The sequence below is a fragment of the Bosea sp. Tri-49 genome (assembly GCF_003952665.1).
In the GTDB taxonomy this organism is placed as follows: domain Bacteria; phylum Pseudomonadota; class Alphaproteobacteria; order Rhizobiales; family Beijerinckiaceae; genus Allobosea.
Map to the genome: position 1 here is coordinate 809,788 of NZ_CP017946.1, position 23,821 is coordinate 833,608.

At 64.1% G+C, this 23,821-nt stretch carries 24 protein-coding genes and 1 tRNA gene; 13 read left to right on the top strand and 12 right to left on the bottom strand.

All coding sequences use genetic code 11. The features are described from left to right. Positions 1–17 precede the first annotated feature (17 nt). Together BLM15_RS04055 and BLM15_RS04060 are read right to left on the bottom strand one after the other, a co-directional pair. Complete coding sequence (locus BLM15_RS04055; RefSeq protein ID WP_164547396.1) at positions 18–1,013, bottom strand: CorA family divalent cation transporter; 996 nt, start codon at positions 1,011–1,013, stop codon at positions 18–20. A gap of 76 nt (positions 1,014–1,089) precedes the next feature. Beyond that, on the bottom strand, positions 1,090–2,076 hold the full coding sequence (locus BLM15_RS04060) for a glycoside hydrolase family 25 protein (protein ID WP_126110600.1): 987 nt from the start codon (positions 2,074–2,076) through the stop codon (positions 1,090–1,092). Between the two features lie 105 nt (positions 2,077–2,181). Between BLM15_RS04060 and BLM15_RS04065 the strand changes: the two genes are divergently transcribed. Next, on the top strand, positions 2,182–2,901 hold the full coding sequence (locus BLM15_RS04065; RefSeq protein WP_126110602.1) for a CDP-alcohol phosphatidyltransferase family protein: 720 nt from the start codon (positions 2,182–2,184) through the stop codon (positions 2,899–2,901). Then, entirely contained in the window at positions 2,901–3,470 is a 570-nt protein-coding gene (locus BLM15_RS04070; RefSeq protein ID WP_206438602.1) for a hypothetical protein, read from the top strand. The genes BLM15_RS04065 and BLM15_RS04070 overlap by 1 nt, the downstream gene beginning before the upstream one ends. A gap of 73 nt (positions 3,471–3,543) precedes the next feature. Here BLM15_RS04070 and BLM15_RS04075 read toward each other — a convergent pair whose 3' ends face one another. From BLM15_RS04075 to BLM15_RS04090, 4 genes are all read right to left on the bottom strand, one after another. After that, positions 3,544–4,473 (bottom strand): glycoside hydrolase family 25 protein, encoded by a 930-nt coding sequence (locus tag BLM15_RS04075; protein ID WP_236846532.1) that lies wholly within the window; start codon positions 4,471–4,473, stop codon positions 3,544–3,546. 77 nt (positions 4,474–4,550) lie between these two features. Continuing rightward, positions 4,551–5,957 carry a magnesium transporter gene (gene mgtE / locus BLM15_RS04080; protein WP_126110606.1) on the bottom strand — a complete coding sequence of 469 codons (1,407 nt, stop codon included), beginning with the start codon at positions 5,955–5,957 and terminating at the stop codon, positions 4,551–4,553. Between the two features lie 178 nt (positions 5,958–6,135). Next, positions 6,136–6,220, bottom strand: a tRNA-Leu gene (locus BLM15_RS04085). Between the two features lie 122 nt (positions 6,221–6,342). After that, positions 6,343–6,612: a FliM/FliN family flagellar motor switch protein gene (locus BLM15_RS04090; RefSeq protein WP_126110608.1), complete on the bottom strand. Its 270-nt coding sequence runs from the start codon at positions 6,610–6,612 to the stop codon at positions 6,343–6,345. 201 nt (positions 6,613–6,813) lie between these two features. Here BLM15_RS04090 and lipB point away from each other — a divergent pair, with 201 nt between their 5' ends. From lipB to BLM15_RS04105, 3 genes are all read left to right on the top strand, one after another. Then, a complete protein-coding gene (gene lipB, locus BLM15_RS04095; protein ID WP_236846680.1) occupies positions 6,814–7,452 on the top strand; it encodes a lipoyl(octanoyl) transferase LipB in 639 nt (212 codons plus the stop codon). Between the two features lie 64 nt (positions 7,453–7,516). Further along, positions 7,517–7,717 (top strand): hypothetical protein, encoded by a 201-nt coding sequence (locus tag BLM15_RS04100; RefSeq protein WP_126110612.1) that lies wholly within the window; start codon positions 7,517–7,519, stop codon positions 7,715–7,717. A 104-nt stretch (positions 7,718–7,821) separates the two neighbouring features. Beyond that, a complete protein-coding gene (locus tag BLM15_RS04105) occupies positions 7,822–9,429 on the top strand; it encodes a carboxyl transferase domain-containing protein (RefSeq protein WP_126110614.1) in 1,608 nt (535 codons plus the stop codon). Between the two features lie 124 nt (positions 9,430–9,553). Here BLM15_RS04105 and BLM15_RS04110 read toward each other — a convergent pair whose 3' ends face one another. Then, the gene (locus BLM15_RS04110) at positions 9,554–10,519 is read right to left on the bottom strand and encodes a Bug family tripartite tricarboxylate transporter substrate binding protein (protein ID WP_206438603.1); all 966 of its coding nucleotides are present in this window, start codon (positions 10,517–10,519) and stop codon (positions 9,554–9,556) included. 213 nt (positions 10,520–10,732) lie between these two features. On the opposite strand from BLM15_RS04110, the gene BLM15_RS04115 reads away from it, so the two are divergent. Both BLM15_RS04115 and BLM15_RS04120 read left to right on the top strand, forming a co-directional pair. Continuing rightward, positions 10,733–11,158: a GNAT family N-acetyltransferase gene (locus tag BLM15_RS04115; protein WP_126110618.1), complete on the top strand. Its 426-nt coding sequence runs from the start codon at positions 10,733–10,735 to the stop codon at positions 11,156–11,158. Between the two features lie 43 nt (positions 11,159–11,201). Continuing rightward, complete coding sequence (locus BLM15_RS04120; protein ID WP_126110620.1) at positions 11,202–11,462, top strand: hypothetical protein; 261 nt, start codon at positions 11,202–11,204, stop codon at positions 11,460–11,462. A gap of 30 nt (positions 11,463–11,492) precedes the next feature. Here the strand turns inward: BLM15_RS04120 and BLM15_RS31260 are convergent, their stop codons facing one another. Next, positions 11,493–11,663 (bottom strand): hypothetical protein, encoded by a 171-nt coding sequence (locus tag BLM15_RS31260; RefSeq protein ID WP_206438604.1) that lies wholly within the window; start codon positions 11,661–11,663, stop codon positions 11,493–11,495. 37 nt (positions 11,664–11,700) lie between these two features. Further along, on the bottom strand, positions 11,701–12,153 hold the full coding sequence (locus tag BLM15_RS04125; protein WP_126110622.1) for an Lrp/AsnC family transcriptional regulator: 453 nt from the start codon (positions 12,151–12,153) through the stop codon (positions 11,701–11,703). Positions 12,154–12,266: 113 nt separating this feature from the next. Between BLM15_RS04125 and BLM15_RS04130 the strand changes: the two genes are divergently transcribed. Next, on the top strand, positions 12,267–13,226 hold the full coding sequence (locus BLM15_RS04130) for a nucleoside recognition domain-containing protein (protein ID WP_126110624.1): 960 nt from the start codon (positions 12,267–12,269) through the stop codon (positions 13,224–13,226). A gap of 76 nt (positions 13,227–13,302) precedes the next feature. On the opposite strand, the gene BLM15_RS04135 is transcribed toward BLM15_RS04130, so the two are convergent. The 3 genes from BLM15_RS04135 to BLM15_RS04145 all read right to left on the bottom strand — a co-directional run bounded on the left by BLM15_RS04135 (position 13,303) and on the right by BLM15_RS04145 (position 17,628). Continuing rightward, the gene (locus BLM15_RS04135; RefSeq protein WP_126110626.1) at positions 13,303–14,121 is read right to left on the bottom strand and encodes a DNA adenine methylase; all 819 of its coding nucleotides are present in this window, start codon (positions 14,119–14,121) and stop codon (positions 13,303–13,305) included. Continuing rightward, a complete protein-coding gene (locus tag BLM15_RS04140) occupies positions 14,118–16,061 on the bottom strand; it encodes a DGQHR domain-containing protein (protein ID WP_126110628.1) in 1,944 nt (647 codons plus the stop codon). The genes BLM15_RS04135 and BLM15_RS04140 overlap by 4 nt, the downstream gene beginning before the upstream one ends. Before the next feature lie 481 nt (positions 16,062–16,542). After that, positions 16,543–17,628 (bottom strand): Kelch repeat-containing protein, encoded by a 1,086-nt coding sequence (locus BLM15_RS04145; RefSeq protein ID WP_126110630.1) that lies wholly within the window; start codon positions 17,626–17,628, stop codon positions 16,543–16,545. A 145-nt stretch (positions 17,629–17,773) separates the two neighbouring features. On the opposite strand from BLM15_RS04145, the gene BLM15_RS04150 reads away from it, so the two are divergent. The 5 genes from BLM15_RS04150 to BLM15_RS04170 all read left to right on the top strand — a co-directional run bounded on the left by BLM15_RS04150 (position 17,774) and on the right by BLM15_RS04170 (position 23,821). Continuing rightward, positions 17,774–18,535: an SDR family oxidoreductase gene (locus BLM15_RS04150; RefSeq protein WP_126110632.1), complete on the top strand. Its 762-nt coding sequence runs from the start codon at positions 17,774–17,776 to the stop codon at positions 18,533–18,535. Between the two features lie 136 nt (positions 18,536–18,671). Further along, a complete protein-coding gene (locus BLM15_RS04155) occupies positions 18,672–19,385 on the top strand; it encodes a cation efflux transmembrane domain-containing protein (RefSeq protein ID WP_126110634.1) in 714 nt (237 codons plus the stop codon). A 157-nt stretch (positions 19,386–19,542) separates the two neighbouring features. After that, positions 19,543–20,478: a sulfurtransferase gene (locus BLM15_RS04160; protein WP_126110636.1), complete on the top strand. Its 936-nt coding sequence runs from the start codon at positions 19,543–19,545 to the stop codon at positions 20,476–20,478. 18 nt (positions 20,479–20,496) lie between these two features. Next, positions 20,497–21,747, top strand: a complete 1,251-nt coding sequence (locus BLM15_RS04165) for a YeeE/YedE family protein (RefSeq protein WP_126110638.1) — start codon at positions 20,497–20,499, stop codon at positions 21,745–21,747. An 88-nt stretch (positions 21,748–21,835) separates the two neighbouring features. Next, a complete protein-coding gene (locus tag BLM15_RS04170; protein ID WP_126110640.1) occupies positions 21,836–23,821 on the top strand; it encodes an acetyl/propionyl/methylcrotonyl-CoA carboxylase subunit alpha in 1,986 nt (661 codons plus the stop codon).

Sequence of the window (23,821 nt, forward strand, 5' to 3'; positions counted from 1 at the left end):
CCAGCCCGTAGCGTGCCCTACCGCCCGATCACACCGCGCCGGCGCAGCAGGAACAGGGTCAGCATCGAGGCGGCGAGGCAGGCCACGGCGACCAGCCCGGCGCCAAAGTCCCACTCCACCCAGGGCAGGCCCTTCACATTGATGCCGAACAGGCCGGTGATGAAGGTCGCGGGCAGGAACAGCGCGGTCAGGATCGAGAGCGTGTAGAGCTGCCGGTTGGTCTGGTTGGCGGAGCGCACCGCGATCTCGTCCTGGAGCAGGCGGGCCCGGTCCTGCACGGACTGGATGTCCTGGCGCAGCGTGTCGACCCGCAGCAGCAGCCGGAGCGCGCTCGCCCGTACCGTTTCCGGGGCCGAGCGCCCCGAGGGCGTCTCGGCGAAGCGCCGGAACAGCAGGTGCAGGCCGGCCAACTGGCGGTGCAGTTGCACGGCGGAGCGGCGGACGGCGCCGACGCGCTGCGGGCCGTCCTCCAGCCTGTCGAGCAGGATCTGGTCCTCGATGCTGTCGATCTCGTCGGAGAGCCTGACGACCGCATCGGTCACGTCGTCGATCAGGTATTCGATGATGTGCTCGAAGAGCTCGGCCGGGGAGGCGATCTGCTCGCCGGCATTGAGGGCCTCGACCGCCTTGCGGACCGATTGCAGCGCCTCGCGTCGCCCGGTCAGCAGGAAGCGTTCTCCCACCGCCCAGGCGAGCGTCCCGATCGAGTCGGTACGGTCGACGATGTCGCGGGTCAGATCATGGGCGATGCCCCAGACCAGGCTGGCGGTGTGGTCGAGCCGCTGATGCGTCTCGCGCGAGAGCAGGAGCTCGCGCGCCGCCGATGGCAGTTCCTTGCGCTCGTCGATCCAGGCCTGGGCCCTGGTGTGGACGAGGTCGAGATGTAGCCAGACGAAACCTGCTTCCGGCGCAAGCGTCGGCACCTCGTCGCGCGGCATGAGTGCGGGCGCGCCGTTCGCATCGAAGCGATAGGCCCAGACGATACCTGTCTGCGACTGGAGATCCCGCAGCATCGACGCTTCGTATCCGTTTGATGTGGCAATCGCCTGCATCAGCACCCGTCAAATGACGGTTTTGCGACGCTCGCCCTTAGTCGCGGGCGAGTGAGCCTGTCGTGGCGACGTCGCGTGCCTGCGCCGATTTCGGAATCTTGCCGGGCGGTGCGAATTTCAGCGGCGTGTTGCCAGCGGCCTTCGGCGTCCTCAGCCCTGCGGGGGTGGCCGGTGGCTTTGGCGTCGTCGCGACCTTGGGCTCGTCACCGCGCCATTTACGGGCGCCAATGTCGAACCGGCCCTCGCGCCAGGCGGCGAATTCGCGTTCCGTGCCGAAGAAGGCGTTGCGGTCGACGTCGCCGGTGATGCCGGGCACGCGGCCGGTAGTGGTGAACTGCCAGAACTCCCACTGCTTGCGCTCATAGCGGTGCTTGAGCGGGGCGGCAGTCGAGCGCAGCCAGTAGGGGTGATCGTTGAACTCGCCTTCGAGCACGTCCTCGTGGAAGGTGATGTCGGTGTAGATGATCGGCTTCTTGCCGGTGTGCTCCTGCAGGCCCCTGAGCATCTCGCGGATCTTGGCGAGCGCCTTCTCGCGCGGAATCTTCTTGCCGCACTTTTCGGACTCGCCGTTCCACTCGACGTCGAGAACCGGGGGCAGGGCGTCCGGGTCGCGCGGGATATGGCGCTTGAACCAGCGCACCTGATCCTTGGCCGGCCGGCACCAGTAGACGAAATGATAGGCGCCGCGCGGCACGCCGGCCGCCTTCGCTTCAGCCCAGTTGCGCCGGAAGCTCGGGTCGAGATGGTCGCCGCCCTCGGTCGCCTTGATGAAGGCGAAGCGGGTGCCGGCGTCCTTGACCTTGGCCCAGTCGATCTCGCCCTGCCAGCGCGAGATGTCGATGCCCTGGATCGAGCGCTGGCGCGCATCACGCACACCGGCGTGCGGGGAGGCATCGCCCTTCTTCGGATAGAGCGCCAGCGCAGGCTCCGCCCAAAGCAGGCCGAGAACGGCCGCGGCAAGCACCCGCAACGGCAAAGCTGTGGCCGGCCGCGCTTCTGGACTGGTCTCAGCGCGCCGCGCCATGCTTCTCTCCCGTTCGCGAGAAAAGGATAGGCGGCGGCCGAGTTAAGAGGTGGTTAGCATTCGAGTGGCCGGCTTCAGGCTTGGTTAACCGGCGGGAGGCTGGCGATGGAGAACCCGGAGGGTGAGGGGAAAGACAAGGGTAGCCGGGCCCTGGCCTATGGTGTCCATGTGCTGACGGCGCTCGGTGCCGCGCTCGGTTTGCTGGCGCTGCAGGCGGTTTTCATGGGCGACCTGGCGCAGGCTTTCGCCTGGCTTGGCGTGGCGCTGGTCGTCGATGCGGTTGATGGGCCGCTGGCGCGACGCTTTGCGGTGAAAGAGCGGGCGAAGCGCTATGACGGGGCGCAGCTCGACCTCGTCGTCGACTTCGTCACCTATGTCTTCGTGCCGGCCGCGATGCTGCTGCGGCCGGAGGTGATGGCGCAGCCCTATGGGATCATCGCCGGCCTCATCGTGACGCTGGCGAGCGCACTCTATTTCGCCGATACCGGCATGAAGACGGACGACTGGTGGTTCCGCGGCTTCCCGGCGGTCTGGAACATCGTCGTGTTCTATATCGTCGCCTTTACGCCGCCGGCCTGGCTGGCGCTGGTGGTCATCCTGATCGCCACCGTGCTGATGTTCCTGCCGGTCGTGTTCGTGCACCCGGTGCGCGTGCGGCGCTGGCGCGGGCTGACGATGGCGATGCTGGGGGTATGGGCGATCGCTGCGGCGGCGGCGCTCTGGCAGGGGATGGCGCCGGGAGTTGCGACCAAGGTGGTGCTGACGGTGGCGGCGATCTACTTTGCCGGGCTCGGGCTGTCGCGGGCGTTGGTGAAACGATTCTGATGAAACAGATTGCCGAAGCCCCTTTCGAACACACCATGCTTACGCTGTATCGAGGGGAGGAGCGAGGCATAGAGATCAGCCCTCGCTGGCCGTCATCGCAGGTGAATGTTGATGAGCGCGCTTTCAGGCAGTTGCTGGACGTTCAAGCCAGGCTTCCAGCGCAAATCCGGCTGATCCTCACGCGAGGGTATGAGGCGCCCCACGCAAAGCTCGGCCATCTCAGAAAGCTATTCCGTGGACTGGGCGTGGGTCTTTTTCGCGCGATGTACTTCAAGCGCCGGGCCGAGATTCCCGAGATTTTTGGCGCGAACGGTCACGACGTCGATGGAACGCATGTCGATGTTTCGATCAGAATCAACGGCCGAAGGCTGAGATTCCTCCGCCTGGGCGTTTTCACTCCGAGGGCCTGGCAAGAAAATGCCGTCAGGCAATATCAGCCCTTCGTAGCCATCGTGAAAAACACGCTGAGGGAATGTGGCTTTCATATCCATCGCAATGAGACGGAAAGCCTCCAGATTCACTGCGATCTGATCGCTTCGTTACATCCTCAAGCGGGCCGGGCGACCTAGCTAGTATAGCTGCCTGTAAGGCCGCCGGGATGCGGTCGGGCTAGCGGGCTTTCTACGCGGTCTCGAAACGGAGTTAGTCCGCTGCCGGCTCGTCCTCAACGACCTCACCCAGAGGTGCTGGCTGGAAGGCAGCTGTGGCCACCGTCCTGCTGGCGCCCGGCATGGTCGCCACCGGCGTATGCTCCGGGCCGGGGCTTGGCTGCGGCGGCACGCGGCGCTCGCGCGTCCAGGTGCGTGTGCCGATGTCGAAGCGCCCCTCGCGCCAGCCGGTGAACTCGCCCTCATTGCCGTAGAAGGCGTTGCGGTCGACATCGCCCTTGATGCCGGGGACGCGGCCGGTGGTGGTGAACTGCCAGAAGGCCCAGGGCCGGTTGTTGTAGCGGACCTCGGGCTTCGCTGCGGTCGAGCGGATCCAGTAGGGGTAGTCGTTGAACTCGCCTTCCAGAATGTCCTTGTGGAAGGTGATGTCGGTGTAGATCACCGGCTTCTTGCCGGTGAGCTGTTCGAGTTCGGTCAGCATCAGCCGGATCTTCTCCAGCGCCAGCGAACGCTCGACCTTCTTCGGGCAGGTCTTGGAGTGACCGTTCCATTCGAGATCGAGCACCGGCGGCAGCGCGTCGGGATCGTTCGGGATCTGTTGCTTGAACCAGACCGCCTGCTCATGGGCCGGGCGGCACCAGTAGACGAAGTGATAGGCGCCGCGCGGCACGCCGGCGCGGCGGGCGCCTTCCCAGTTCCTCTGGAAGGCCGGGTCGACATGGTCACCGCCCTCGGTCGCCTTGATGTAGACGAAGCGGGTGCCAGCGGCCTTGACCGAGGCCCAGTCGATCTCGCCCTGCCAGCGCGAGATGTCGATGCCCTGGATGGGATATTGCCTGGCAGCCTCGACGCCGGGATGCGGGCGGGCATCGCCCTTGGACGGGTAGTTGTCCAGCCCAACGCAGCCGCCCAGAACCGTCAGGGCGGCGAGCAGCGCGAAAGGGGCGAGGGGAAGGATTTTCATGCGGCGGGCGGTCATTTCTCGGACAATTAAGGAGAAAGCTTGACGCCCGGTTTACGTTACCGGTTTTTCCGCGGATGTCAGGTCAGACGCAGCAGCAATGTCGCGATGCCGAGGAAGGAGAAGAAGCCGACCACATCGGTGATGGTGGTGACGAAGGTGCCGGACGCGATCGCCGGATCGATGCCGGCCTTGTCGAGCGCCAGCGGCACGGCGACGCCGGCAAGCGCCGCGATGATCAGGGTCGCGACCATGGCGAGACCGATGACCACGCCGAGCATGGGATTGCCGAACCAGAAACCGGCGACCAGCGCGGTGATGAGCGCGAAGGCGACACCGTTGAGCACGCCGACGATCATCTCGCGGCGGAAGAAGCGGCCCATGTTCCAGCCGCCGAGCTCGCCGGTGCCGAGTGCGCGGACCGCCACGGTCATCGTCTGGGTCGCCGCATTGCCGCCCTGGCTGGCGACGATCGGCGCCAGCACGGCGAGGGCGACGAGCTTGCCGAGCTGCTCCTCGAACATTGCCATGACGGAGGCGCTGACGAAGGCCGCAATCAGGCTGATGAAGCGCCAGCGAAAACGGCCAAGCGCGACCTGGCGCACCGAGTCGGAAATCTCTTCTTCCGCATCGACGCCGGCGAGCTGCTTGACGTCGTCGTCGCCGGCTTCCTCAATCACGTCGACGATGTCGTCGATAGTCATGACGCCGACCAGCCGGCCGGCTGCATCGATCACGGGGGCGGCGACGAGGTTGTAGCGCTGGAACATGCGCGCCACGTCCTCGACGTCGTCGGTCGCCTGCACGACGCGGCGATCGTCCTCGACCAAGTCGGCGACGCTGACCGGACGCTGGGTGCGCAGCAATTGGTCGAGCCTGACGGTGCCGACGAAATGGTGGCTGGGGTCGGCGACGAAGATCTCGAAGAAGCGCTCGGGCAGGTCTTGCGTCTCGCGCAGGAAGTCGATGGTGTGGCCGACCGTCCAGAACGGCGGGACCGCGATCACCTCGGGCTGCATGCGCCGGCCGGCCGAGCCTTCGGGATAATCGAGGCCCTGCTGCAGCACGGTGCGTTCGGCCGGCGTCAGCTTGTCGAGAATCTCGCGCTTGTCGGCCTCGTCGAGGTCCTCGAGAATGTAGACCGCGTCGTCGGTGTCGAGATCGCGCACGCCCTCGGCGACCGTTTCCGGAGAAAGCTCCTCGAGAATCTCCTCGCGGACGGCGTCGTCGACCTCGGTCAGCGCGGTGAAGTCGAAATCGCCGCCGAGCAGCGAAATCAGCTTCGGCCGCTCCTCGGCGTCGAGCGCCTCGATCAGGTCGCCGAGATCGGCTTCGTGCAGCTCGGCGACGAGCTCGCGCAAGGTGGTGACGTCGGAGAGCAGGACGGCCTGCGAGACCTGCTCGACGAATCCGGCATCGATTGCGCCGTCCTCGTCACGGACCTGGCGCTCCAGCGTCTCGTCTGGAGCGTGCTCGGCTTCCACCATGGGTCGCTCCGCGATTCGAGGGAGGGGATTCGGGGCAGGAGAGTCGCGCCGGAACGCGCCAGCGCCCTTGTGTCAGCGCCGCCACGACAAGGCAACGCACCGAAAGCGGATTCGATGCATCCGAAACGAAAAACGGCGATCCTCGCGGATCGCCGTTTCCTGGGCCTTAGCCCTAAACTGGTGCGGTCAAGAGGACTCGAACCTCCACGGGTCTCCCCGCTACCACCTCAAGGTAGTGCGTCTACCAATTCCGCCATGACCGCAGCGGCTCTTGGAGGGCGCCGCGCTGTGGCGGTGAACTCCGGAGCGGCGCGGGTCTAGCAAATCGAGTTCCCGGCTACAAGAGCTGCGATCAGGAAAAACGTAACAGCTGTGGGAAGAAGGCTCAGGCGGCGTCGGCGACGGTTTCGAGCGAGTAGACGGTCGGCCGCTTCAGCATCTCGGTGATTTCGACCGAGATTCGCGTTCCGGCGACGACGACATGGCCCTTGGCGAAGGGGTGGTTGTTAGCGAGAATCTGGACCTCGTCGTTCTCGGTCGCGTTGAGCTCGATGATCGCGCCGCGGCCCATGCGCAGCAATTTGTAGATCGGCATCTGCGCCGAGCCGAGCACCACCGTCAGCTCTACCGCGACGTGATCGAGATCAGCCTTCAAAACCCGCCTCCGCAGACCTACTTCAAAATGATTCCACGAACTTGCCAGAGACGCGGAAACCGGCGCATGAGCAGCGGCGAAGTGATCGGACGCCGCACCGGTTGCCAAGAGTTGAACAAACTAGGTTAAGCCATAGTGAAGACGCGCGAGGCACTGTCGGTCTCGTTCCTGCCGGAGGCAGGTTCCGAGCCGGTCGAATGGATGATCGCCGACGAGCCAGTCGGCTACGAGGCCGCCGTCGCCGAGATGGAAGCGCGTGCCGCGCTGATCGCCGACGGCATGGCGCGCGAGCGCGTCTGGCTGGTTGAACATCCCGCACTCTATACCGCCGGCACCTCGGCGAAGGACGAGGACCTGCTGACGCCGGAGCGCTTCCCCGTGCATCGGACCGGGCGGGGCGGGCAGTTCACCTATCACGGCCCCGGCCAGCGCGTCGCCTATGTCATGCTCGATTTGAAGCGACGCGAGCCGGACCTGCGCCGCTTTGTCTCGGCACTGGAAGCCTGGCTGATCGGCACGCTCGGCGCCTTCAACATCCGCGGCGAGCGGCGCGAGGAGCGCGTCGGCGTCTGGGTGCGCCGGCCTGAGAAAGGGACAGATGCCGAGGACAAGATCGCCGCGCTCGGCATCCGCGTCCGGCGCTGGGTCTCGTTCCACGGAATTTCGCTCAATGTCGAGCCGGAGCTGGCGCATTTCGACGGTATCGTGCCCTGCGGCGTCTCCGACCAGGGCGTGACCTCTTTGGTCGACCTCGGCCTGCCGGTGACGATGCCCGAGGTCGACAGCGTGCTGCGGACTGAGTTCGAGCAGATTTTCGGCCCGACGGTCGCCGCTTCCTGACGTTTACCTTCCATTGATCATCCGGCGGGATGCTCGCCCCGTGACATCAACTACGGGGACGATGATGACGAGGTTCATCTTTGCGGGCTGTCTGGCAGTCCTGCTTTCAGCCTGCTCGACCACAGAAGAGCGCATCGCGGGCGCTGCCGCTGGCGCGGGAACAGGCGCGATCATCGGCGGGCCGATCGGCGCCGTCGCGGGCGGGGCCGTCGGCGCATTCGCCGCTCCGACCGTGACCGGCTCGGTCAAGCGCATGCGCGAATAGCGTTTCGGCAGAATCACGCACGGCGCATCTGCGCGCCGTCGCCTGTTTGCCTTTTGCGCATGGCGCGCCATAACCGAGCGAAGGCTATCGCAAGGGAGTGCGCCGTGGCGGTCATCGAGAGCAAGGTCGATCTCAATTCGGCCGAGGCGCGCGCCAACGTCGCGGCGTGGAGCGCGCTGCGCGAGCAATTGACCGAGCGGCGCGCTACGGCCGCGCTCGGCGGCAATGCCCGCTCGCGCGAGCGCCACACGGCGCGCGGCAAGCTGCTCCCGCGCGAGCGCGTGCTGCGCCTGCTCGATCCCGGCTCGGCCTTCCTCGAGATCGGCGCGCTCGCTGCTTTCGATATGTACGACAAGGACGTGCACGGCGCCGGCATGATCGCCGGAATCGGCCGGGTCGCCGGGCGCGAGGTGATGGTCGTCTGCAACGACGCCACCATCAAGGGCGGCACCTATTACCCGATGACGGTGAAGAAGCATCTGCGCGCTCAGGAGATCGCGCGCGAGAACAATCTGCCTTGCATCTACCTGGTCGATTCGGGCGGCGCGAACCTGCCGCACCAGACCGAGGTCTTTCCTGATCGCGAGCATTTCGGCCGGATCTTCTACAACCAGGCGACCCTGTCTGGCCTCGGCATCCCGCAGGTCGCCGTGGTGATGGGCTCCTGTACCGCCGGCGGCGCCTATGTGCCGGCGATGTCGGACGAGACGGTGATCGTCCGGAACCAGGGCACGATCTTCCTCGGCGGCCCGCCGCTGGTGAAGGCGGCAACCGGCGAGGTCGTCTCGGCCGAGGACCTTGGCGGTGCCGACGTCCATGCCAGGCTCTCGGGCGTCGCCGACCATTATGCCGGCGACGACACCCATGCGCTTGCGATCGCGCGGCGGATCGCCAGCAACTTCAACAGCGTCAAGCGGCCGGATATCGACATCGCCGAACCGGTCGAACCGCTCTATGGCGCCGACGAGCTCGACGCCGTGGTGCCGACCGATCTCAAGAAGCAATACGACGCCCGCGAAATCATCGCCCGGCTGGTCGACGGCTCGCAGCTCGACGAGTTCAAGCCGCTCTACGGCTCGACCCTGGTGACGGGCTTTGCCCGCATCCACGGCATCCCGGTCGGCATCCTCGCCAATAACGGCATCCTGTTCTCGGAGAGCGCGCTCAAGGGCGCGCACTTCATCGAGCTCTGCTGCCAGCGCCGCATCCCGCTGCTGTTCCTGCAGAACATCACCGGCTTCATGGTCGGCCGCGAGGCCGAGACGCGCGGCATCGCCAAAGACGGCGCCAAGCTGGTGACGGCGGTCGCCTCGGCCCGCGTGCCGAAGATCACGGTGCTGGTCGGCGGCTCGTTCGGCGCCGGCAATTACGGCATGTGCGGGCGCGCCTACTCGCCGCGCTTCCTCTTCGCCTGGCCGAATTCGAAGGTCTCGGTGATGGGCGCCGAGCAGGCGGCGAGCGTGCTCGCGACCGTGCGCGGCGACAATCTCGAAGCCGAGGGCAAGCCCTGGACGGCTGAGGACGCCGAAGCCTTCAAGGCGCCGATCCGCGACAAGATCGAGGCCGAGGGCTCGCCCTATTTCGCCACCGCCCGGCTCTGGGACGACGGCATCATCCTGCCTTCCGAGACGCGCCGCGTGCTGGCGCTCGCCTATTCCGCCTGCCTCAACGCCGAGGTGCCGGAAACGCGGTTCGGCGTGTTCAGGATGTGATCAAATGCGTCATGCTCGGGCTTGACCTGGGCATCTCAGGCAGGATGAGGCGCTGATCTGCGCCTCACTGTCATGAGGTTCTCGGGTCTGCGCTGCGCTTCGCCCGAAAATGACGGCTAGGCCGTCAGTTCTTCGTCAGCCCGAGTTCCTTCAATACGCCATTGCCGCGCTCGGTGAAGGCCTTCACATAGGTGGCGAACTCTTCCGGCTTGTCCCAGACCGGGGTGATGCCGCGATCGGCCATGCCCTTGCGGACATCCTCGCGCTGCATGGTGCGCTGAGCGGCGTCGAACAGGATCTTGCGGCGGTCGGCCGGAACGCCCTTGGGCGCGGCGAGTGCGAACCAGTTCTGATAGGTCCAGTCGAGCCCAGCCTCCTTGGCGCTCGGCACGTCCGGGAAGTTCGGGTGGCGCTCCTCTGTCATCAGCAGGATGGTGCGCACCCGCCCGGCCTCGAGCATCGCCTTGGCCTCGATCGGCGAGCCGGTGAAGACCTGGAGGCCGCCGGCGACGAGATCCTGCAGGGCAGGGGCGCCGCCATTGCTCGGCACCCAGCGCACCGCGTCGGGGGCGATGCCGGCCGCTTTCAGGATACCGCCCGAGGCGATGTGCCAGGAGCCGCCGACGCCGGTGCCGGACGCCATGATCGAGCCCTTCGGGCTGTCCTTCACCGCCTTGAGATAATCGGCCGCGGTCTTCCACGGGCTGTCGGCCTTGATGGTGATGCCGGCCGGGATCAGCGACACCCGCGAGAACATGTCGATCGAGTCAGGCGTGAGCTCGCCGAGACCGAGCGACTTGAAGAACGAGATCTCCGGGCTGGCGCCGCCAAGGGTGTAGCCGTCCGGCGCCGCATTCGCGATTGCCGAGTGGCCGGTGATACCGCCGCCGCCGGTGCGGTTGACGACGTTGACCGGCTGCTTCAGCTCGGCCTCGAGCCCGTTGGCGAAGATGCGCATCACCGAATCCATGCCGCCGCCGGCCGCCCAGGGCACGATCAGTTGCACCGGACGGTCCGGGAAGGCGAAGGCCGGCGCTGCGCCGATGGCGAGCGCGCCCAAGGCCAAAGCGAGTTTACGGAACCCCTTCATCATAATCCTCCCATGCTTGTCACTTGTTCTTGCATGCAAGGAGTAGAGCGCTCTCGTCGAAGCGACAAGGGTGTATGCGGAATTTTGTATGCAGGATATTGCTGCGTTTCCGTGCATGGCGGCGATCGTCATGCCGCAGTGGTGGAGCCGCCTTCGCCGGCCTTTCCCCAGTAAGAGCGGCGGGTTGCGCTGCCGATGGTGCGGGAGAGAACGATGGTCTCAGTTCGGCGTCTGGTTCCGGCAGAGTGGCCGCAGGCCTTCCCGATCGTCGCGCAGTTGCGGCCGGCACTCGACGAGGCCGAATTCCTGCGGCGCGTGCAGCGGCAATCCTTCTCCGGCTACGAGCTTGTTGGCGCCTTTCGCGACGATCAGCTGGTCGGGGTGCTCGGCATGCGCCCGGTCCATACGCTGGCGCGCGGTGGGCATTTGCATGTCGACGATCTCGTGGTCGATGAGAAGGTTCGCAGCGGCGGCATCGGCAAGGCACTGCTCGCCTTCGCCGAGGCGGACGCGGGTTCGCGCGGCCTCACCGCCGTCTTCCTCGACGCGCGGCGCCAGGCGATCCCCTTCTACGAGCGCGAGAGCTATGCCTTCCACACGGCGCCTTCGATGAGAAAGCCGCTGGGCGAGCAAGGCTGACGTCGTGGGCGCCATGCCTGGCGCATTGTGAAGGGGCCCGCCAGTGGATCTCATCATCGCCATTGCGACCGTCATCGCCCTGACGCTGGTCAGCGCTGCCATCCTCGCCTGGGCGGTCTATGCCCCGGGCTCGCGCAAGGCTTTCGAACGGGACAAGCAGAAGTTCGCCGAGGGGCGGGGACGCGATCCGATGAAGCGCGTACTCGGCCCGCATCTGCCCTATGCCAACAATCTCAGGATGTTCGCGCTGATCACGCTGCCGCTCTGGCTGGTGTTCGTAGTCTATGCGGCGCGGCGTCTCTGACGAGTCAAAGTGGGGCTGAGCTCTTTGACCTCACGAGGGCACGCAGGTCTTCTTGACGTTGTCCCAGACGCCATCCTGGCAGGGGATATCCGCGAAATCCGCAAGCAGGCGCAGTGCGACGGCCGCAAAACAGATGAGAAGAACGACCGCCACGCCGATCATCCAGACCTTCATCATATGACTCCCGATCTGGCCGTCCACTCGTCATGCAACAGCGCCCCGCTTCGGGCGGGCCGGCTCAAAGCGGAACCGCCGTCGTCTCCTTGGCGGTCTTGTTGACGACCATTGTGTAATAGCGCGTCACGTTGCTGTGCTCGTCGAACAGCAATTCACAGAGCGCCGTCACTTCGTCCATGTCGGCGACGCGCAACATCAGGATCACGTCGGTCTGGCCGGTGACGCCATAGGCCTGGACGACCGCTGGCTGGCGCGCCGCCAATTCGAGGAATTGCCGCCGATTCGGCTCGTCATGCCGGGCGAGTTCGACGGCGATGATCACCTTCAGGCCCTTGCCCACTTTGGCCGGATCGAGGATCGCCACGGTGCGCAGGACCATGCCAGCCGCCTCCAGGCGCCTGATCCGCCGCAGGCAGCTCGACGGTGCGAGGCCCACTTCCTCGGCGAGCTGCGCGTTGGTGCGCGAGGCGTCCGCCTGGAGCAGGTTGAGCAGCTTTCTGTCGATGCGATCCATGGCGGCCAGTTCTTCGCTTGCTGTGCAATAAAATTGCACGAAGTCGACGATTTTGACCACCGCCGAGCATGCGCCGGCGCTAGTTTCCCGGCATCAATCGAGGACCGCCAACGATGCCGCTGCAAACCCAGTTTTACCGCAAGACCCTGGAGACGCTGGGCGTCTATCGCGAGTTGGTGGTGATCATGGTTCCGATCGCCGTGGCGACGCAGGCTTTGACCGAGCTCGGCGTGATCAAGGCCGTATCGCCCTGGCTCGCGCCGGCGATGGGGCTGTTTGGCCTGCCGCCGGAGCTGGCGCTGGCCTGGCTGACGGGATTGCTGGTCGGGATGTGGGGCGCCGTGGTCGTGCTGTTCACGCTCGTGCCGATGACGGCGCTCAGCACCGCCGACATGACCGTGTTCTCCAGCCTGCTCCTGATGGCGCATGCCATTCCGGTCGAGCAGCGCATCGTCGCCAGGGCCGGGCCGAGTTTCTGGACGACATCGATCTTGCGCATCGCCGGCGCAATGGCCTTCGCCGCATTCCTGCACCAACTCTTTGCCGCGACAGGCTGGCTGTCGCAGCCGATCGCCCCGGTCTGGAAGCCCATGGCGGGCGAGGGCGGCTGGATCGGCTTCGCCTATGGCACCGCCAAGACGCTGGTCGTGATGCTCGGGGTCCTGCTTGCCCTGTCCTGGGCGATGGAACTGCTCAGGGCCGCCGGCATTCTCGACGTGCTCTACAAGGGGCTCGCCCCGCTGTTCCGGCTGGTCGGTCTGCGCCAGGAGGCGCTGCCCTTCACCACCGTCGGTCTGCTGCTCGGCATTTCCTATGGCAGCGGGCTGATGCTGGCGGAAGTGCGCCGGCAACCGATCGAACCGCGCCAGGTCTTCCTCGCCAGCGTCTTCATGGGCTTCGCCCACAGCCTGATCGAGGACACGCTGGTCGTGGTCGCCCTGGGCGCCGACCTGACCACCGTCCTGTTCGGGCGGCTGCTCTTCGCGATCGCTGCGACGGCGGCTGTCGCCTTCGTGCTTGAGCGGTTCGCGGATACGCCCGTTGTGCCGAGCGACTCGGCGAGCCAGTCCTAGCGGCATCGGCGTAGGGCGGGTTATCGCCGGCGGGGGAGATGTGAAGAGGGCGCGCCGGTGAATACCGGCGCATCTGTCAATACCCTAGGCGAATAAGTAGTTCAGACGACTGTGAGCGGTAGGCGGCTCCTCCTCCAATTACGCTATGGCGAGCAACGGCACTAATCGTTCCTCTTCCTTCGTAGAGACTCCAGATTGACTTGTGATCTGCATTGCTTATTAAGATCATGGCGCCACGGTCGGCTGCTGCTTGCGCCTCATATGCTAATCTTTCTTGATCTCTCCAGCTAAAAATATTTTCATTATACTTGATAAAGCCATTATTATTATGCATTACAGTATATGGTGGATCAATATATACAAAATCACCATCCTTTGCTTGAGAAAGAACTATTTCAAAGTCCCCATGGGTGATCTCAGTGCCTCTAAGCGCTTCGGATACACCTGAAAAATCATCGTAATCAAATAGTATTTTATCTTTTGTTCCTCTTGGAACATTAAATTCGCCACGAAGATTCACCCGATACAAGCCATTGTAGCAAGTTCGATTCAAATATAGTAGCCATGCGGCTATCGAGGCGTCATCAGTCGGGCGGCTCGCTCTCGTGCAATAATAGTAATCGTTTGAATGATTTTGCGAGTGCAGTTTCAGCTTATCATGGACGGTTTCATAATTAGATTTTAGTGCACGGTAGAGCGTCGCTATAAGGGGATTAATGTCCGATATGAGAGCTTGGCTCGGCCTTAAAGCAAAAAATACCGCTCCTCCGCCAACAAAAGGCTCAATATATCTATCAAATTTAACGGGAAACGCAGATGCATGTTTCCTTGCAAGCCAACGCTTGCCGCCCGCCCATTTTAGTGGCGGTGTGAGTGAGGGATATGCAGAATTCATCGTCTCAGGTTCTTTGTAAGGGCCGACTCAATAGTTTCCAGGACCTTAAGGTTATCATCCGAGTATTTTCGGTTATATGGATGTGCGAATATCTTTCTGATTTCGTTGAATTCCTCGATCCATTTTGTGTACTTCGCAAGGCCATTCTGCTGATCGGCGAGCTTGATATTTAATGTTTCTTTAAAAATAGGCCAATTTTCCGGAGAGTCGACAATCTTCTTTAGCTCGATGACATCCAGATAGTTCTCCAATGGAGTCTGGCCATCGGGGTCTGTATCGGCCCGCTTCGAATAAGCCTTGATCTTTATCTCTTTGTTTCTGATGCCCTTTTCGAAGAAGTCGGCTCCATATGATGCGCGCAGCGCATCTACAACGTGTGCATGTAGGATATCCACGATCCATTTGACAGACCGATCGGCCCTTTCGGTTCGATCCTTAGATGTCTCCGCAATGTGATCGATAAGGCCGTCCGGTCTGAAGTCCGCCAGCGCCTCGTTGACTATCGTGGCTGCCTGGAGAAAGAAGCGCCGCGGGCCCCCCGATCCAAATACGATAGGGAATTTTTCCTTGAATTCGGCTTCCGTTGAAGTTCGGAAAAACTCTAGTAGGGGTTCGGCCAAAATTAATGTTTGCTCTGCCAGATCATCCGGAGAGATTTCTCTCGCAGCGGTGTTGTCTTTCTGTTGCATATAGTCGACCAGCTCGGCAGCTAGTCGAACTAGGCCAGATACCGCGATATTATGACAAAGAGGAACGGAATGGCTGTCCCATTTATCGGGGTTTGAGCCCCGAATTCCATCAAAATAACTCGACAGATACGCACATAGATTGGCTAGTGTCTCGTGGTCCGTTGCGCCTGTCAGTGCACCAGGCATGAGGCGGCCATCGCGGTTTGAAAACCTGCCAATTAGCTGGCTTTTGACGATCTCTGGCTTCAACTGAGGCACGGTTAGGGGCTGTTGCCTGCCGCGCATGCCGGGTAAGGCAATGCGGTCCTCGAACGGTCCAAGTACCTCGCTTCGTAGGATGTCTAGTGCGCGCGCGGCTATCGCGCTAAGCGCTTCTTTTGGGTCGGATGAGCCCCATTTCAGTTCTCCGTCTAGCTCTTCGAGAAGCTTCTTTTGAACCGGTCTCTGCTCCCGGTTAATGGTGGTAAATAGCCTCGCTTCAGCGTCCGTTGGTAGGCGTTCAAATGCAACGACTGGGACAGTGGGCGCTTTCGACTCATCAACGATGGCCGCACCATAAATTCTGTGCTGACCGTCAATTATCCAGCAGCTCTTATAAGTGTCCGGTAGATATAGCCGTCCGAAACGCGTCCCACCTTCAGGCTCTCGGTCAGTTATATCAAATCGCATGTCTTGGTGGAAATTGATAAGGACTGAATTGGCGAAGTACCCTCCTTTCTCAAGGAAAGCTGCAATATTTTTTAATCGGTTGGGATTTACTAGGCGCTGATACGCGGGCGCGCCCGACGGGTCGCGGAGGTCGCGGTGATTTACAAACGCTCTTCTTAGTAAATCCTTGGCAGATATTGTAAATGAGTATGCCGTCCTTCCGCCAAGACGAAACCGAGATGCGGGCACGTAGGCATTAGATAAGGCGGGAATCTTCTGCCCACTAAGAAATTCTGCATGAAATTGATAGCGAGCGGCCTTGCCGATATTCTTGGCAATTTCCATAAAATAGCGAAGTTCTTGCTCTCGAATGATCTGTATTTGCTTCTCTTTAGCAAGGGAGAGGTCTTTTTCACTCCATCGAGTTCGGGATGTCACAAGCATCCAAATGATTTTTGGCTTAAATTCCCTTCCTTTGAATGCTCTAATTGAGTCGGATATTTGCTTCCTCGCTGCATCCAGTTCAGCTATTTCCTGTTTAATTATCCGACTGCTTGTATTTGATGATATGCATTTAACTACAATAGCCGTTTCTTCGTCCAATGCAATAATATCAATTATTGTTTTGGAACGTTTTCCGTTGGAATCGAACTCAGCTACGATCTCTGCGCCAACGTTAAGTTGCTCCTAGCCGAGCATATACAGCATTATCCAAATTTGATTCTGTAATATTTCGTCGGCTGTTTTCGCCTTTGCAACCCTTACGCCCCGCTTCATCTCTCGGACTAAGGTCCAGCCATCTTGAAGATATTTAGATAAATCAGTGGTAGAGACGCGTTTGACTTCGTAAGCGCTCTTCCGCCGTCGGTATTCACCGATTAGGGCCGCTTTCGTTATTGACAGTCTATTCAATGGTAAGTTCGTGTCAGCCTCTGTCATGTGTAAAGTACGGGTTGCCCCCTCCCGCGCGAATCGAACTTTCTATCATTGGTTGAAAATTGTAGCGCGATAGTCAAGCGAAGCAGCGTTTGTGGGGATTTCTATCCGCCCGTGCCGCTCGTTGGTGAGAAGGTTGGTCTGGGTCCTATCCCAAACTAAACGCCTCGTGCACGGCGCTCTGCACGCCGCCGCCCATGACCGGGCCGCCGCCGGCGACGTGGATGGCGTCGCCTACCAAAGCGGCGCCGAGGCCGTGACGCGGCGTCAGCATCGGGGCGTATTGCTCCCAGCCGTCGCTGGCCGGGTCATAGGCCTCCATCTGGCCGAAGACGCGGTTGGTGCCTTCGCCGCCCATGATGAAGACCTTGCCGCGATAGAGCACGGCGCCATGGCCGGAGCGGGCGGTCGGCAGCGGGTTGCGCGGCGCCCATTTGTCGGTTCCCGGATCATAAGCGTGGTGCAGGTTCGAATTGGTGTGAAACGAGTCGACGCGGCCGCCGATGACATGGATCAGGTTGCCGATGGCCAGCGTGCCCGTGTGGTCGCGCGCCGTCGGCAGCGGCGTGCGCTCGCTCCAGGCATCGGCCTTGGGGTCGTAGACGCGGTGCCAGTTGACCGAGGTCTTGCTCTCGGTGGTGTCGCCGATCGCGCCGCCGATCGAATACAGCAGGCCGTTCAGGCCGACGATCGCGGCCGAGCCGACCGGGCGGGGCAAAGGCGCGATCTGCGCCCACTTGTCCGCCTTGGGGTCGTAGACAAAGCATTGCGGATGCGGCTTGCGGTTCTGCTCCAGGAAGCCGCCGATGGCGTAGAGTTTTCCATCGAGGAAGGCGACGCCGACATGGTTGGCGCCCTGGGGCAGGGGCGCGCCGTCGCTCCATTTGTCGGCCTTGGGATCGTAGACATGATGATAGGGCCGGTCGGTGCGCTGCTCGCCATAGCCGCCGACGATGTGCATGCGGTCGTCATGCGCCGCCGCCCAGGCCATTTCCGAGCGCGGCAGCGGCAGCAGCGCCTTGGCTCCCCAGCGGCCGGGACTGGCCGCTTTCGGCACAGGTGAATCGAAGACGTTCTGCGAGGCGGCGAGCTCGGGCTTGCCGATGCGGCCGGGCTGGTTCAGCCGCTCGTAATGGCCGCCATGCTGCTCATGGCCGGGTTGCTGGGCGAGGACGGGTGCGGCGAGCGTCGCGGCTCCGGTGGCTATCAAGCTGCGGCGGCTCAGGCTGGTCATGATGCATCCTCCCTCGCTAGAACAGTAGGGCAGGCGCAGACGCTGGCAAGCGGCTGGCCTGCGCGAAAAGCGGTTCCGCATACTGCATACCTTGCTATGGTGCGGCACCTGAAACGGTTGAAATCACGGTAGGGCGAGGAAGCGCATGTCTGGGCATAACAAGGTCGCGATCATCACCGGCGCCGGCTCGGGTGTCGGCCGATCCGTCGCCATCGCCTTCCTGAAGGATGGCTACCGCACCGTGCTGGCCGGACGCCGTGCCGACGCTTTGGAAGAGACGATCAAGCTCTCGGGCGCGCCGGCCGAGCAGGCGCTCGCGGTCTCGACCGACGTGACCGACAAGCGGTCGGTCGAAGCTCTTTTCGCGGCCACCAAGGCGAAGTTCGGCCGCGTCGACGTGCTGTTCAACAACGCCGGCGTCAACGCGCCGGGCGGCGTGCTGCTCGAAGATCTCTCGCTGGAAGACTGGCAGAGGGTGGTCGACACCAATCTGACCGGCCCGTTCCTGTGCACGCAGGAAGCCTTCAAGGCGATGAAGGCGCAGGAACCGCGCGGCGGGCGCATCATCAACAACGGCTCGATCTCGGCGCAGGTGCCGCGGCCGAACTCGGCCGCCTACACCGCGACCAAGCACGCCATCTCCGGCCTGACCAAGACCGCCTCGCTCGACGGGCGCAAATACGACATCGCCGTCGGCCAGGTCGATATCGGCAATGCGCTGACCGAGATGGCCAAGAAGATGACCACCGGCGTGCCGCAGCCGGACGGCTCGATCAAGGTCGAGCCGGTGATGGATGTCGACCATGTCGCCACCACCGTGCTGCACATGGCCGGCCTACCGCTCGAGGCCAATATCCTGTTCGTCACGGTGATGGCGACCAAGGCCCCGCTCGTCGGGCGCGGGTGAGGGGCGCACCCTCACAAGCGCCGGTGCGATGAGCGGCGATCCGCTGTCGTCCTGGTCGGGCCAGTCCCGGCCAGCGACGGCTTGCGACGATCGATTTTTGCGCGACACTGTCCGGGGCGGCTCGGGAGTGCCTCGCTTGTCAGCCTTCGATGCGTCGCAGCGGCCTGAAGACGTGGATGGTCGGGACAAGCCCGACCATGACGGCGAAGGTGAGCCCGGCCATGCCGCGCCGGTCGATCCCAAAGTCGGCCGGGCCTATCGGCTGACGATCTGGGGCATTGCGCTCGGCATCCTGATCTTCGCGGGCAATGTCGTGCTCTGGGCGCTGGCGATCGGCAACAACCAGTTGTTCAAGGACGGCGTCGACTGGGTCTACGACGTCGCGCTTTACGGCATCGCGGCGCTGGTCTTCGGCCGCGACGAGCGCGCCGAGAAGCTCGCGGCGCTCGGCATCGGCGCGGTGATGGCGGTCGCCGGGCTGCACACGCTCTACGACCTCTGGGATAAAATCGCCCGGCCGCGGCCGATCGAGGTCTTCGCACTCGGCTTCTCGGCGGCGAGCGCGATCCTGATCGCCTATCTGATCATCGGCGTGCTCTGGCGTTTTCGGGGCGAGTCCAATCCGGTGATCAAGGCGACCTGGCTGTCCTCGCGCAACGATGCGATCTCGACGACCGGCTTCGCGCTGCTCGGCCTCGGCGCACGGCTCCTGCCGGTACGCTGGCCGGAATACCTGTTCGACGTCTTCGTCGCCTTCCTCTGCTTCCAGGCGACCTGGGCGATCTGGCGCGCGACCAGACAGTCGCAGAACCAGACGAAAGTCGAAGCAAAAGAAGAATATTCTTCGTAGACCAAGGTCGTACGACTGGCTTGTTCTGCGCTGCGCGCGAACAAAAAAATCCTGTCCGGCTTCTCCTGCGGGGGCTGTGGCGAAATCATGGCAACCCCTGCAATTCATGCCGAAGTGGGCCGGTATCCGGACCCTTTCGGCGCCAAGGAGCGCCAGAATGTCCGTCCTATCCCTCATCCGCCGCGGCGCGGCCATGCTGGCTGCAAGTCTTGCGCTCGGCGGCGCCGCGCTGGCCCAGACCGGCCCGCTGGTCTCGACCGAGTGGCTGGAGAAGAACCTCAGCGATCCCAAGGTCAGGATCGTCGAGGTCAGCGTCGAGCCCGGCATCTATGAGCGCGGCCATATCCCGGGCGCGCAGAACATCGCCTGGCACACCGACCTGGTCGAGACTGTCTCGCGCGACATCGCCGGCCCGGAGAAGTTCCAGGCGCTCGCCCGCAAGCTCGGCGTCGACAAGGACGTGACCGTCGTCCTCTACGGCGACAACAACAACTGGTTCGCCGCCTGGGGCGCCTGGGTGTTCGACATCTACGGCCTGCGCGACAACGTGAAGCTGCTCGATGGCGGCCGCAAGAAATGGGAGCTGGAGAAGCGCCCGGTCGCGACCAATCCGGTGCCGGTCAAGGCGTCGAGCTTCAGCGTCGGCGAGCCCAACAAGGCGCTGCGCGCGCGGTTGACCGACGTCGTCGCCACCGTCGAGAAGAAGTCCGAGGCGCGCGTGCTCGACATCCGCTCGCCGGACGAGTTCTCCGGCAAGATCATCGCCCCGGCCGGCTTCCAGGAGCTGGCGCTGCGCGCCGGCCATATCCCGGGCTCGGTCAACGTGCCGTGGGCGCGCGCGGTCAACCAGGCAGACGGCACGCTGAAGTCGCCGGAGGAGCTGAAGAAGCTCTATTCCGAGGTCGGGATCGATGGCTCCAAGCCGGTGATCACCTCCTGCCGCATCGGCGAGCGCTCGAGCCACACCTGGTTCATCCTCTCGCGCGTGCTCGGCTACCAGGCCGCCAATTATGACGGCTCCTGGACCGAATACGGCAATGTCGTCGGCCTGCCGATCTCGAACCCGGCCGGCACGGTCTGGGGCGGCAAGTAAGACTGCAAGTCAGCCTGAATGAGCATCTCCGACGATAGCGGCGCGCTGGACTATGAGACGGCGCGCCGGCAGGCGGGGGCGGAGCCGATCAGGCTGCCGCCCTTGCGCTTCATCGGCGCGGCCGTGGTCACTGCCGCGATCGCAGCCTCGATCTACCTCGTCGGGCGCCATGGTGATCCGGCGCCGCAGCTGCAGCTCTCGCTGATTTTGGGCGCCGCCTTCGGCTTCGTGCTGCAGCGGGCGCGCTTCTGCTTCCTCTGCATCTGGAAGGACTGGCTCGACCGGCGCGATCCGCGCGGCCTGCTCGGCATCCTCACGGCGCTCGGCGTCGGGCTCGCCGGCTACACCCTGATCTATGGCGCCTGGCTGCCCGATCCCACGGGCACGCGGCTGCCGCCGACCGCGCATATCGGCCCGGTCGGTCCGGCGCTGCTGCTGGCGGGTCTCGCCTTCGGCGCCGGCATGGCGATCTCGGGCTCCTGCATCAGCGCCCATCTCTACCGGCTGGGCGAAGGCTCGCCGACCTCGCTTTTCGCACTGATCGGCGCCGGCCTCGGCTTCATCCTCGGCTTCCTGAGCTGGAATGAGCTCTATCTCCTGACGATCTCGGAATCGCCCGTGCTGTGGCTGCCGCGCCAGCTCGGCTATGGCGGCGCGCTGCTGGCCGGGCTTGCCGTGCTCGGCGCGGCCGCCTGGTGGCTGCTGCGGGTTGGTCGGTCGAGCGAGCAGGGGCCTGCAGGCGAGGCACAAACCGATCCGGTCGCCGCGATCTTCCTGCGACGCTGGCCGGCCTGGTTAGGGGGGCTCTTCGTCGGGCTGATCGGCGTTGCCGCTTATCTGCGCCTGTCGCCGCTCGGTGTCACCGCCGAGCTCGGCTCGCGCTCGCGCCAGCTTGCGACCTCGTTCGACTGGTTGCCGGCGCGACTGGAGGGGCTCGACAGCTTCCGCGGTTGCGCCACCCTGATCCGCGACGCGCTGCTGACGCCGAACGGGCTCTTCATCGCCGGGCTGGTCGCGGCTGCGTTCGCCGCGGCGCTGGCGGCGGGCGCGTTCAGGCCACGGCGGCCGAGCGGTGGGCACGTGCTGCGCGGACTGGTCGGCGGCGTACTGCTCGGCTGGGGCACGGTGTTCGGGCTCGGCTGCACGGTCGGCACGCTGCTCTCCGGCATCTCGGCCGGGGCGGTCTCGGGCTGGGTCTTCGCGCTCGGGCTGATTGCCGGCACGACGCTGACGTTGAAGTTCGGGCGGCGGCTGCGACTGCTGGATTGAGGCGGCGCGCCCATCCCGGCCTGCGCAACAAGGCGCAGACAAGGGCCTCGGCTCAGCTATAACGGGGGCATCGGTTCGAGGATGCCCCATGTCGATTGCCGCAAAACTACCCTCCATCCTGATCGCCAATCGCGGCGAGATCGCCTGCCGGGTGATCCGCACGGCCAAGCGGCTCGGCCTGCGCACCATCGCCGTCTACTCCGATGCCGACGCTGAGGCGCTGTTCGTCGAGATGGCGGACGAGGCCTATCGCATCGGGCCGGCGCCGGCGCGCGAGAGCTATCTCGATGCCGACAAGATCCTCGCCGTGGCGAAGCAGGCCGGTGCGGCCTGCATCCATCCGGGCTATGGCTTCCTCTCCGAGAATGTCGCGTTCGCCGAAGCCTGCGCCGCAGCCGGCATCGTCTTCGTCGGCCCGCCGGCCTCCGCCATCAGCGCGATGGGCCTGAAGGACGCCGCCAAGGCACTAGTCGAGAAGGCTAATGTCCCGGTCGTGCCGGGCTATCACGGCGCCGAGCAGGATGTCGGCTTCCTCGCCAAGGAGGCCGAACGCATCGGCTATCCCGTGCTGATCAAGGCGGTCGCCGGCGGCGGCGGCAAAGGCATGAAGAAGGTCGATCGGCCCGAGGATTTCGCCGACGCGCTCTCTAGCGCTCAACGAGAAGGCAAGAACGCCTTCGGCGATGCGCGCGTGCTGGTCGAGAAATATGTGCTCTCGCCGCGCCATGTCGAAATCCAGGTCTTCGGCGACAGCCATGGCAATGTCGTGCATCTCTATGAGCGCGATTGCTCGCTGCAGCGCCGCCATCAGAAGGTGATCGAGGAAGCGCCGGCGCCCGGGATGACGGCCGAGGTGCGCGCTGCCATGGGCAAGGCGGCGACGGAGGCGGCCAGGGCGGTCGGCTATGTCGGGGCCGGCACGGTCGAGTTCATCGCCGACGGGCGCGACGGCCTGCGTGCCGACCGCTTCTACTTCATGGAGATGAACACCCGTCTCCAGGTCGAGCACCCCGTCACCGAGGCGATTACCGGGCTCGACCTCGTCGAGCTCCAGCTCAAGGTCGCCGCCGGCGAGCCGCTCGGCTTCACGCAGGCGGACGTCCGCGCCGAGGGGCACGCCGTCGAGGCGCGGCTCTACGCCGAGGATCCGGAGAAGGGCTTCCTGCCATCGACCGGCAAGCTCTGGGCACTGCAATTCCCGCAGAGCGAGGACATCCGCATCGATACCGGCGTCGAGGCCGGCGATACGGTGACGCCCTATTACGACCCGATGATCGCCAAGGTGATTGCGCATGGCCGCACCCGCGACGAGGCGCTCGACCATCTCGCCTTCGCGCTCGGCGAGACCATCGTCGCCGGGCCGCGCACCAATCTCGCCTTCCTGACGAAGCTCGCCGAGGCGGAGGGCTTCCGGAAGGGGCCGTTCGACACCGGCTTCATCGAGCGCAATATCGAAGCGCTCGGGGCCGAGCCACAGCCGCTCGACGCGGCGGCGGTCGCGGCGGCAGCCCTGCAGCTGGAAGAGGAGCGCCAGGTGGCGCTGCTCGACCTCGCCGTCGAGCGGACCGGCGATGAGAGTAAGTCGCCCTGGCTCGATGCCGATGCTTTCTCGCTGATGCCGCGCCCGGCGCTCGGCCTGCCGCTGCTGGTCGATGGCGAGCGGATCGAGGCGAAGATCGAGTGGAACGGCGACGATGCACGCGTTTCGCTGCCGGGCCATCCGCTACCGGAGGGCGAGCATGAGGTGACTTTGGCCCGGGCCGAGGGCGGGACCTATCTCGCGCTGCATCGCGGCCGGCAGACCTCCGTCGCGCTGTTCGATCCGTTCAGTGTCGATCTCAACGCAGTCGCCGGCGCTGGCGGCGTGATCAAAGCGCCGATGCACGGCAAGCTGATCGCGCTTTTCGTCACGGCGGGCGAGGCGGTGGTGAAGGGCCAGCGGCTCGCCATCGTCGAAGCGATGAAGATGGAGCATGTGCTGACAGCCCCGCGCGACGGCACCGTCACGGAGCTCGGCGCCGAGCCGGGCGCGCAGGTGGCCGAGGGTGCGAAGGTGGTCGTGCTCGGGGAGTGA

Excerpts from the sequence above, each read along its gene's own strand:
- BLM15_RS04055 (WP_164547396.1), bottom strand. The coding sequence starts at position 1,013 with ATGCTGCGGGATCTCCAGTCGCAGACAGGTATCGTCTGGGCCTATCGC.
- lipB (WP_236846680.1), top strand. The coding sequence starts at position 6,814 with ATGATCGCCGACGAGCCAGTCGGCTACGAGGCCGCCGTCGCCGAGATG.
- BLM15_RS04170 (WP_126110640.1), top strand. The coding sequence starts at position 21,836 with ATGTCGATTGCCGCAAAACTACCCTCCATCCTGATCGCCAATCGCGGC.
- BLM15_RS04145 (WP_126110630.1), bottom strand. The coding sequence starts at position 17,628 with ATGACCAGCCTGAGCCGCCGCAGCTTGATAGCCACCGGAGCCGCGACG.
- BLM15_RS04130 (WP_126110624.1), top strand. The coding sequence starts at position 12,267 with ATGCCGCTGCAAACCCAGTTTTACCGCAAGACCCTGGAGACGCTGGGC.
- BLM15_RS04150 (WP_126110632.1), top strand. The coding sequence starts at position 17,774 with ATGTCTGGGCATAACAAGGTCGCGATCATCACCGGCGCCGGCTCGGGT.
- BLM15_RS04125 (WP_126110622.1), bottom strand. The coding sequence starts at position 12,153 with ATGGATCGCATCGACAGAAAGCTGCTCAACCTGCTCCAGGCGGACGCC.
- BLM15_RS04070 (WP_206438602.1), top strand. The coding sequence starts at position 2,901 with ATGAAACAGATTGCCGAAGCCCCTTTCGAACACACCATGCTTACGCTG.
- BLM15_RS04065 (WP_126110602.1), top strand. The coding sequence starts at position 2,182 with ATGGAGAACCCGGAGGGTGAGGGGAAAGACAAGGGTAGCCGGGCCCTG.
- BLM15_RS04100 (WP_126110612.1), top strand. The coding sequence starts at position 7,517 with ATGACGAGGTTCATCTTTGCGGGCTGTCTGGCAGTCCTGCTTTCAGCC.
- BLM15_RS04075 (WP_236846532.1), bottom strand. The coding sequence starts at position 4,473 with ATGAAAATCCTTCCCCTCGCCCCTTTCGCGCTGCTCGCCGCCCTGACG.
- BLM15_RS04165 (WP_126110638.1), top strand. The coding sequence starts at position 20,497 with ATGAGCATCTCCGACGATAGCGGCGCGCTGGACTATGAGACGGCGCGC.
- BLM15_RS04160 (WP_126110636.1), top strand. The coding sequence starts at position 19,543 with ATGTCCGTCCTATCCCTCATCCGCCGCGGCGCGGCCATGCTGGCTGCA.
- BLM15_RS04115 (WP_126110618.1), top strand. The coding sequence starts at position 10,733 with ATGGTCTCAGTTCGGCGTCTGGTTCCGGCAGAGTGGCCGCAGGCCTTC.
- BLM15_RS04135 (WP_126110626.1), bottom strand. The coding sequence starts at position 14,121 with ATGAATTCTGCATATCCCTCACTCACACCGCCACTAAAATGGGCGGGC.
- mgtE (WP_126110606.1), bottom strand. The coding sequence starts at position 5,957 with ATGGTGGAAGCCGAGCACGCTCCAGACGAGACGCTGGAGCGCCAGGTC.
- BLM15_RS04110 (WP_206438603.1), bottom strand. The coding sequence starts at position 10,519 with ATGAAGGGGTTCCGTAAACTCGCTTTGGCCTTGGGCGCGCTCGCCATC.
- BLM15_RS04060 (WP_126110600.1), bottom strand. The coding sequence starts at position 2,076 with ATGGCGCGGCGCGCTGAGACCAGTCCAGAAGCGCGGCCGGCCACAGCT.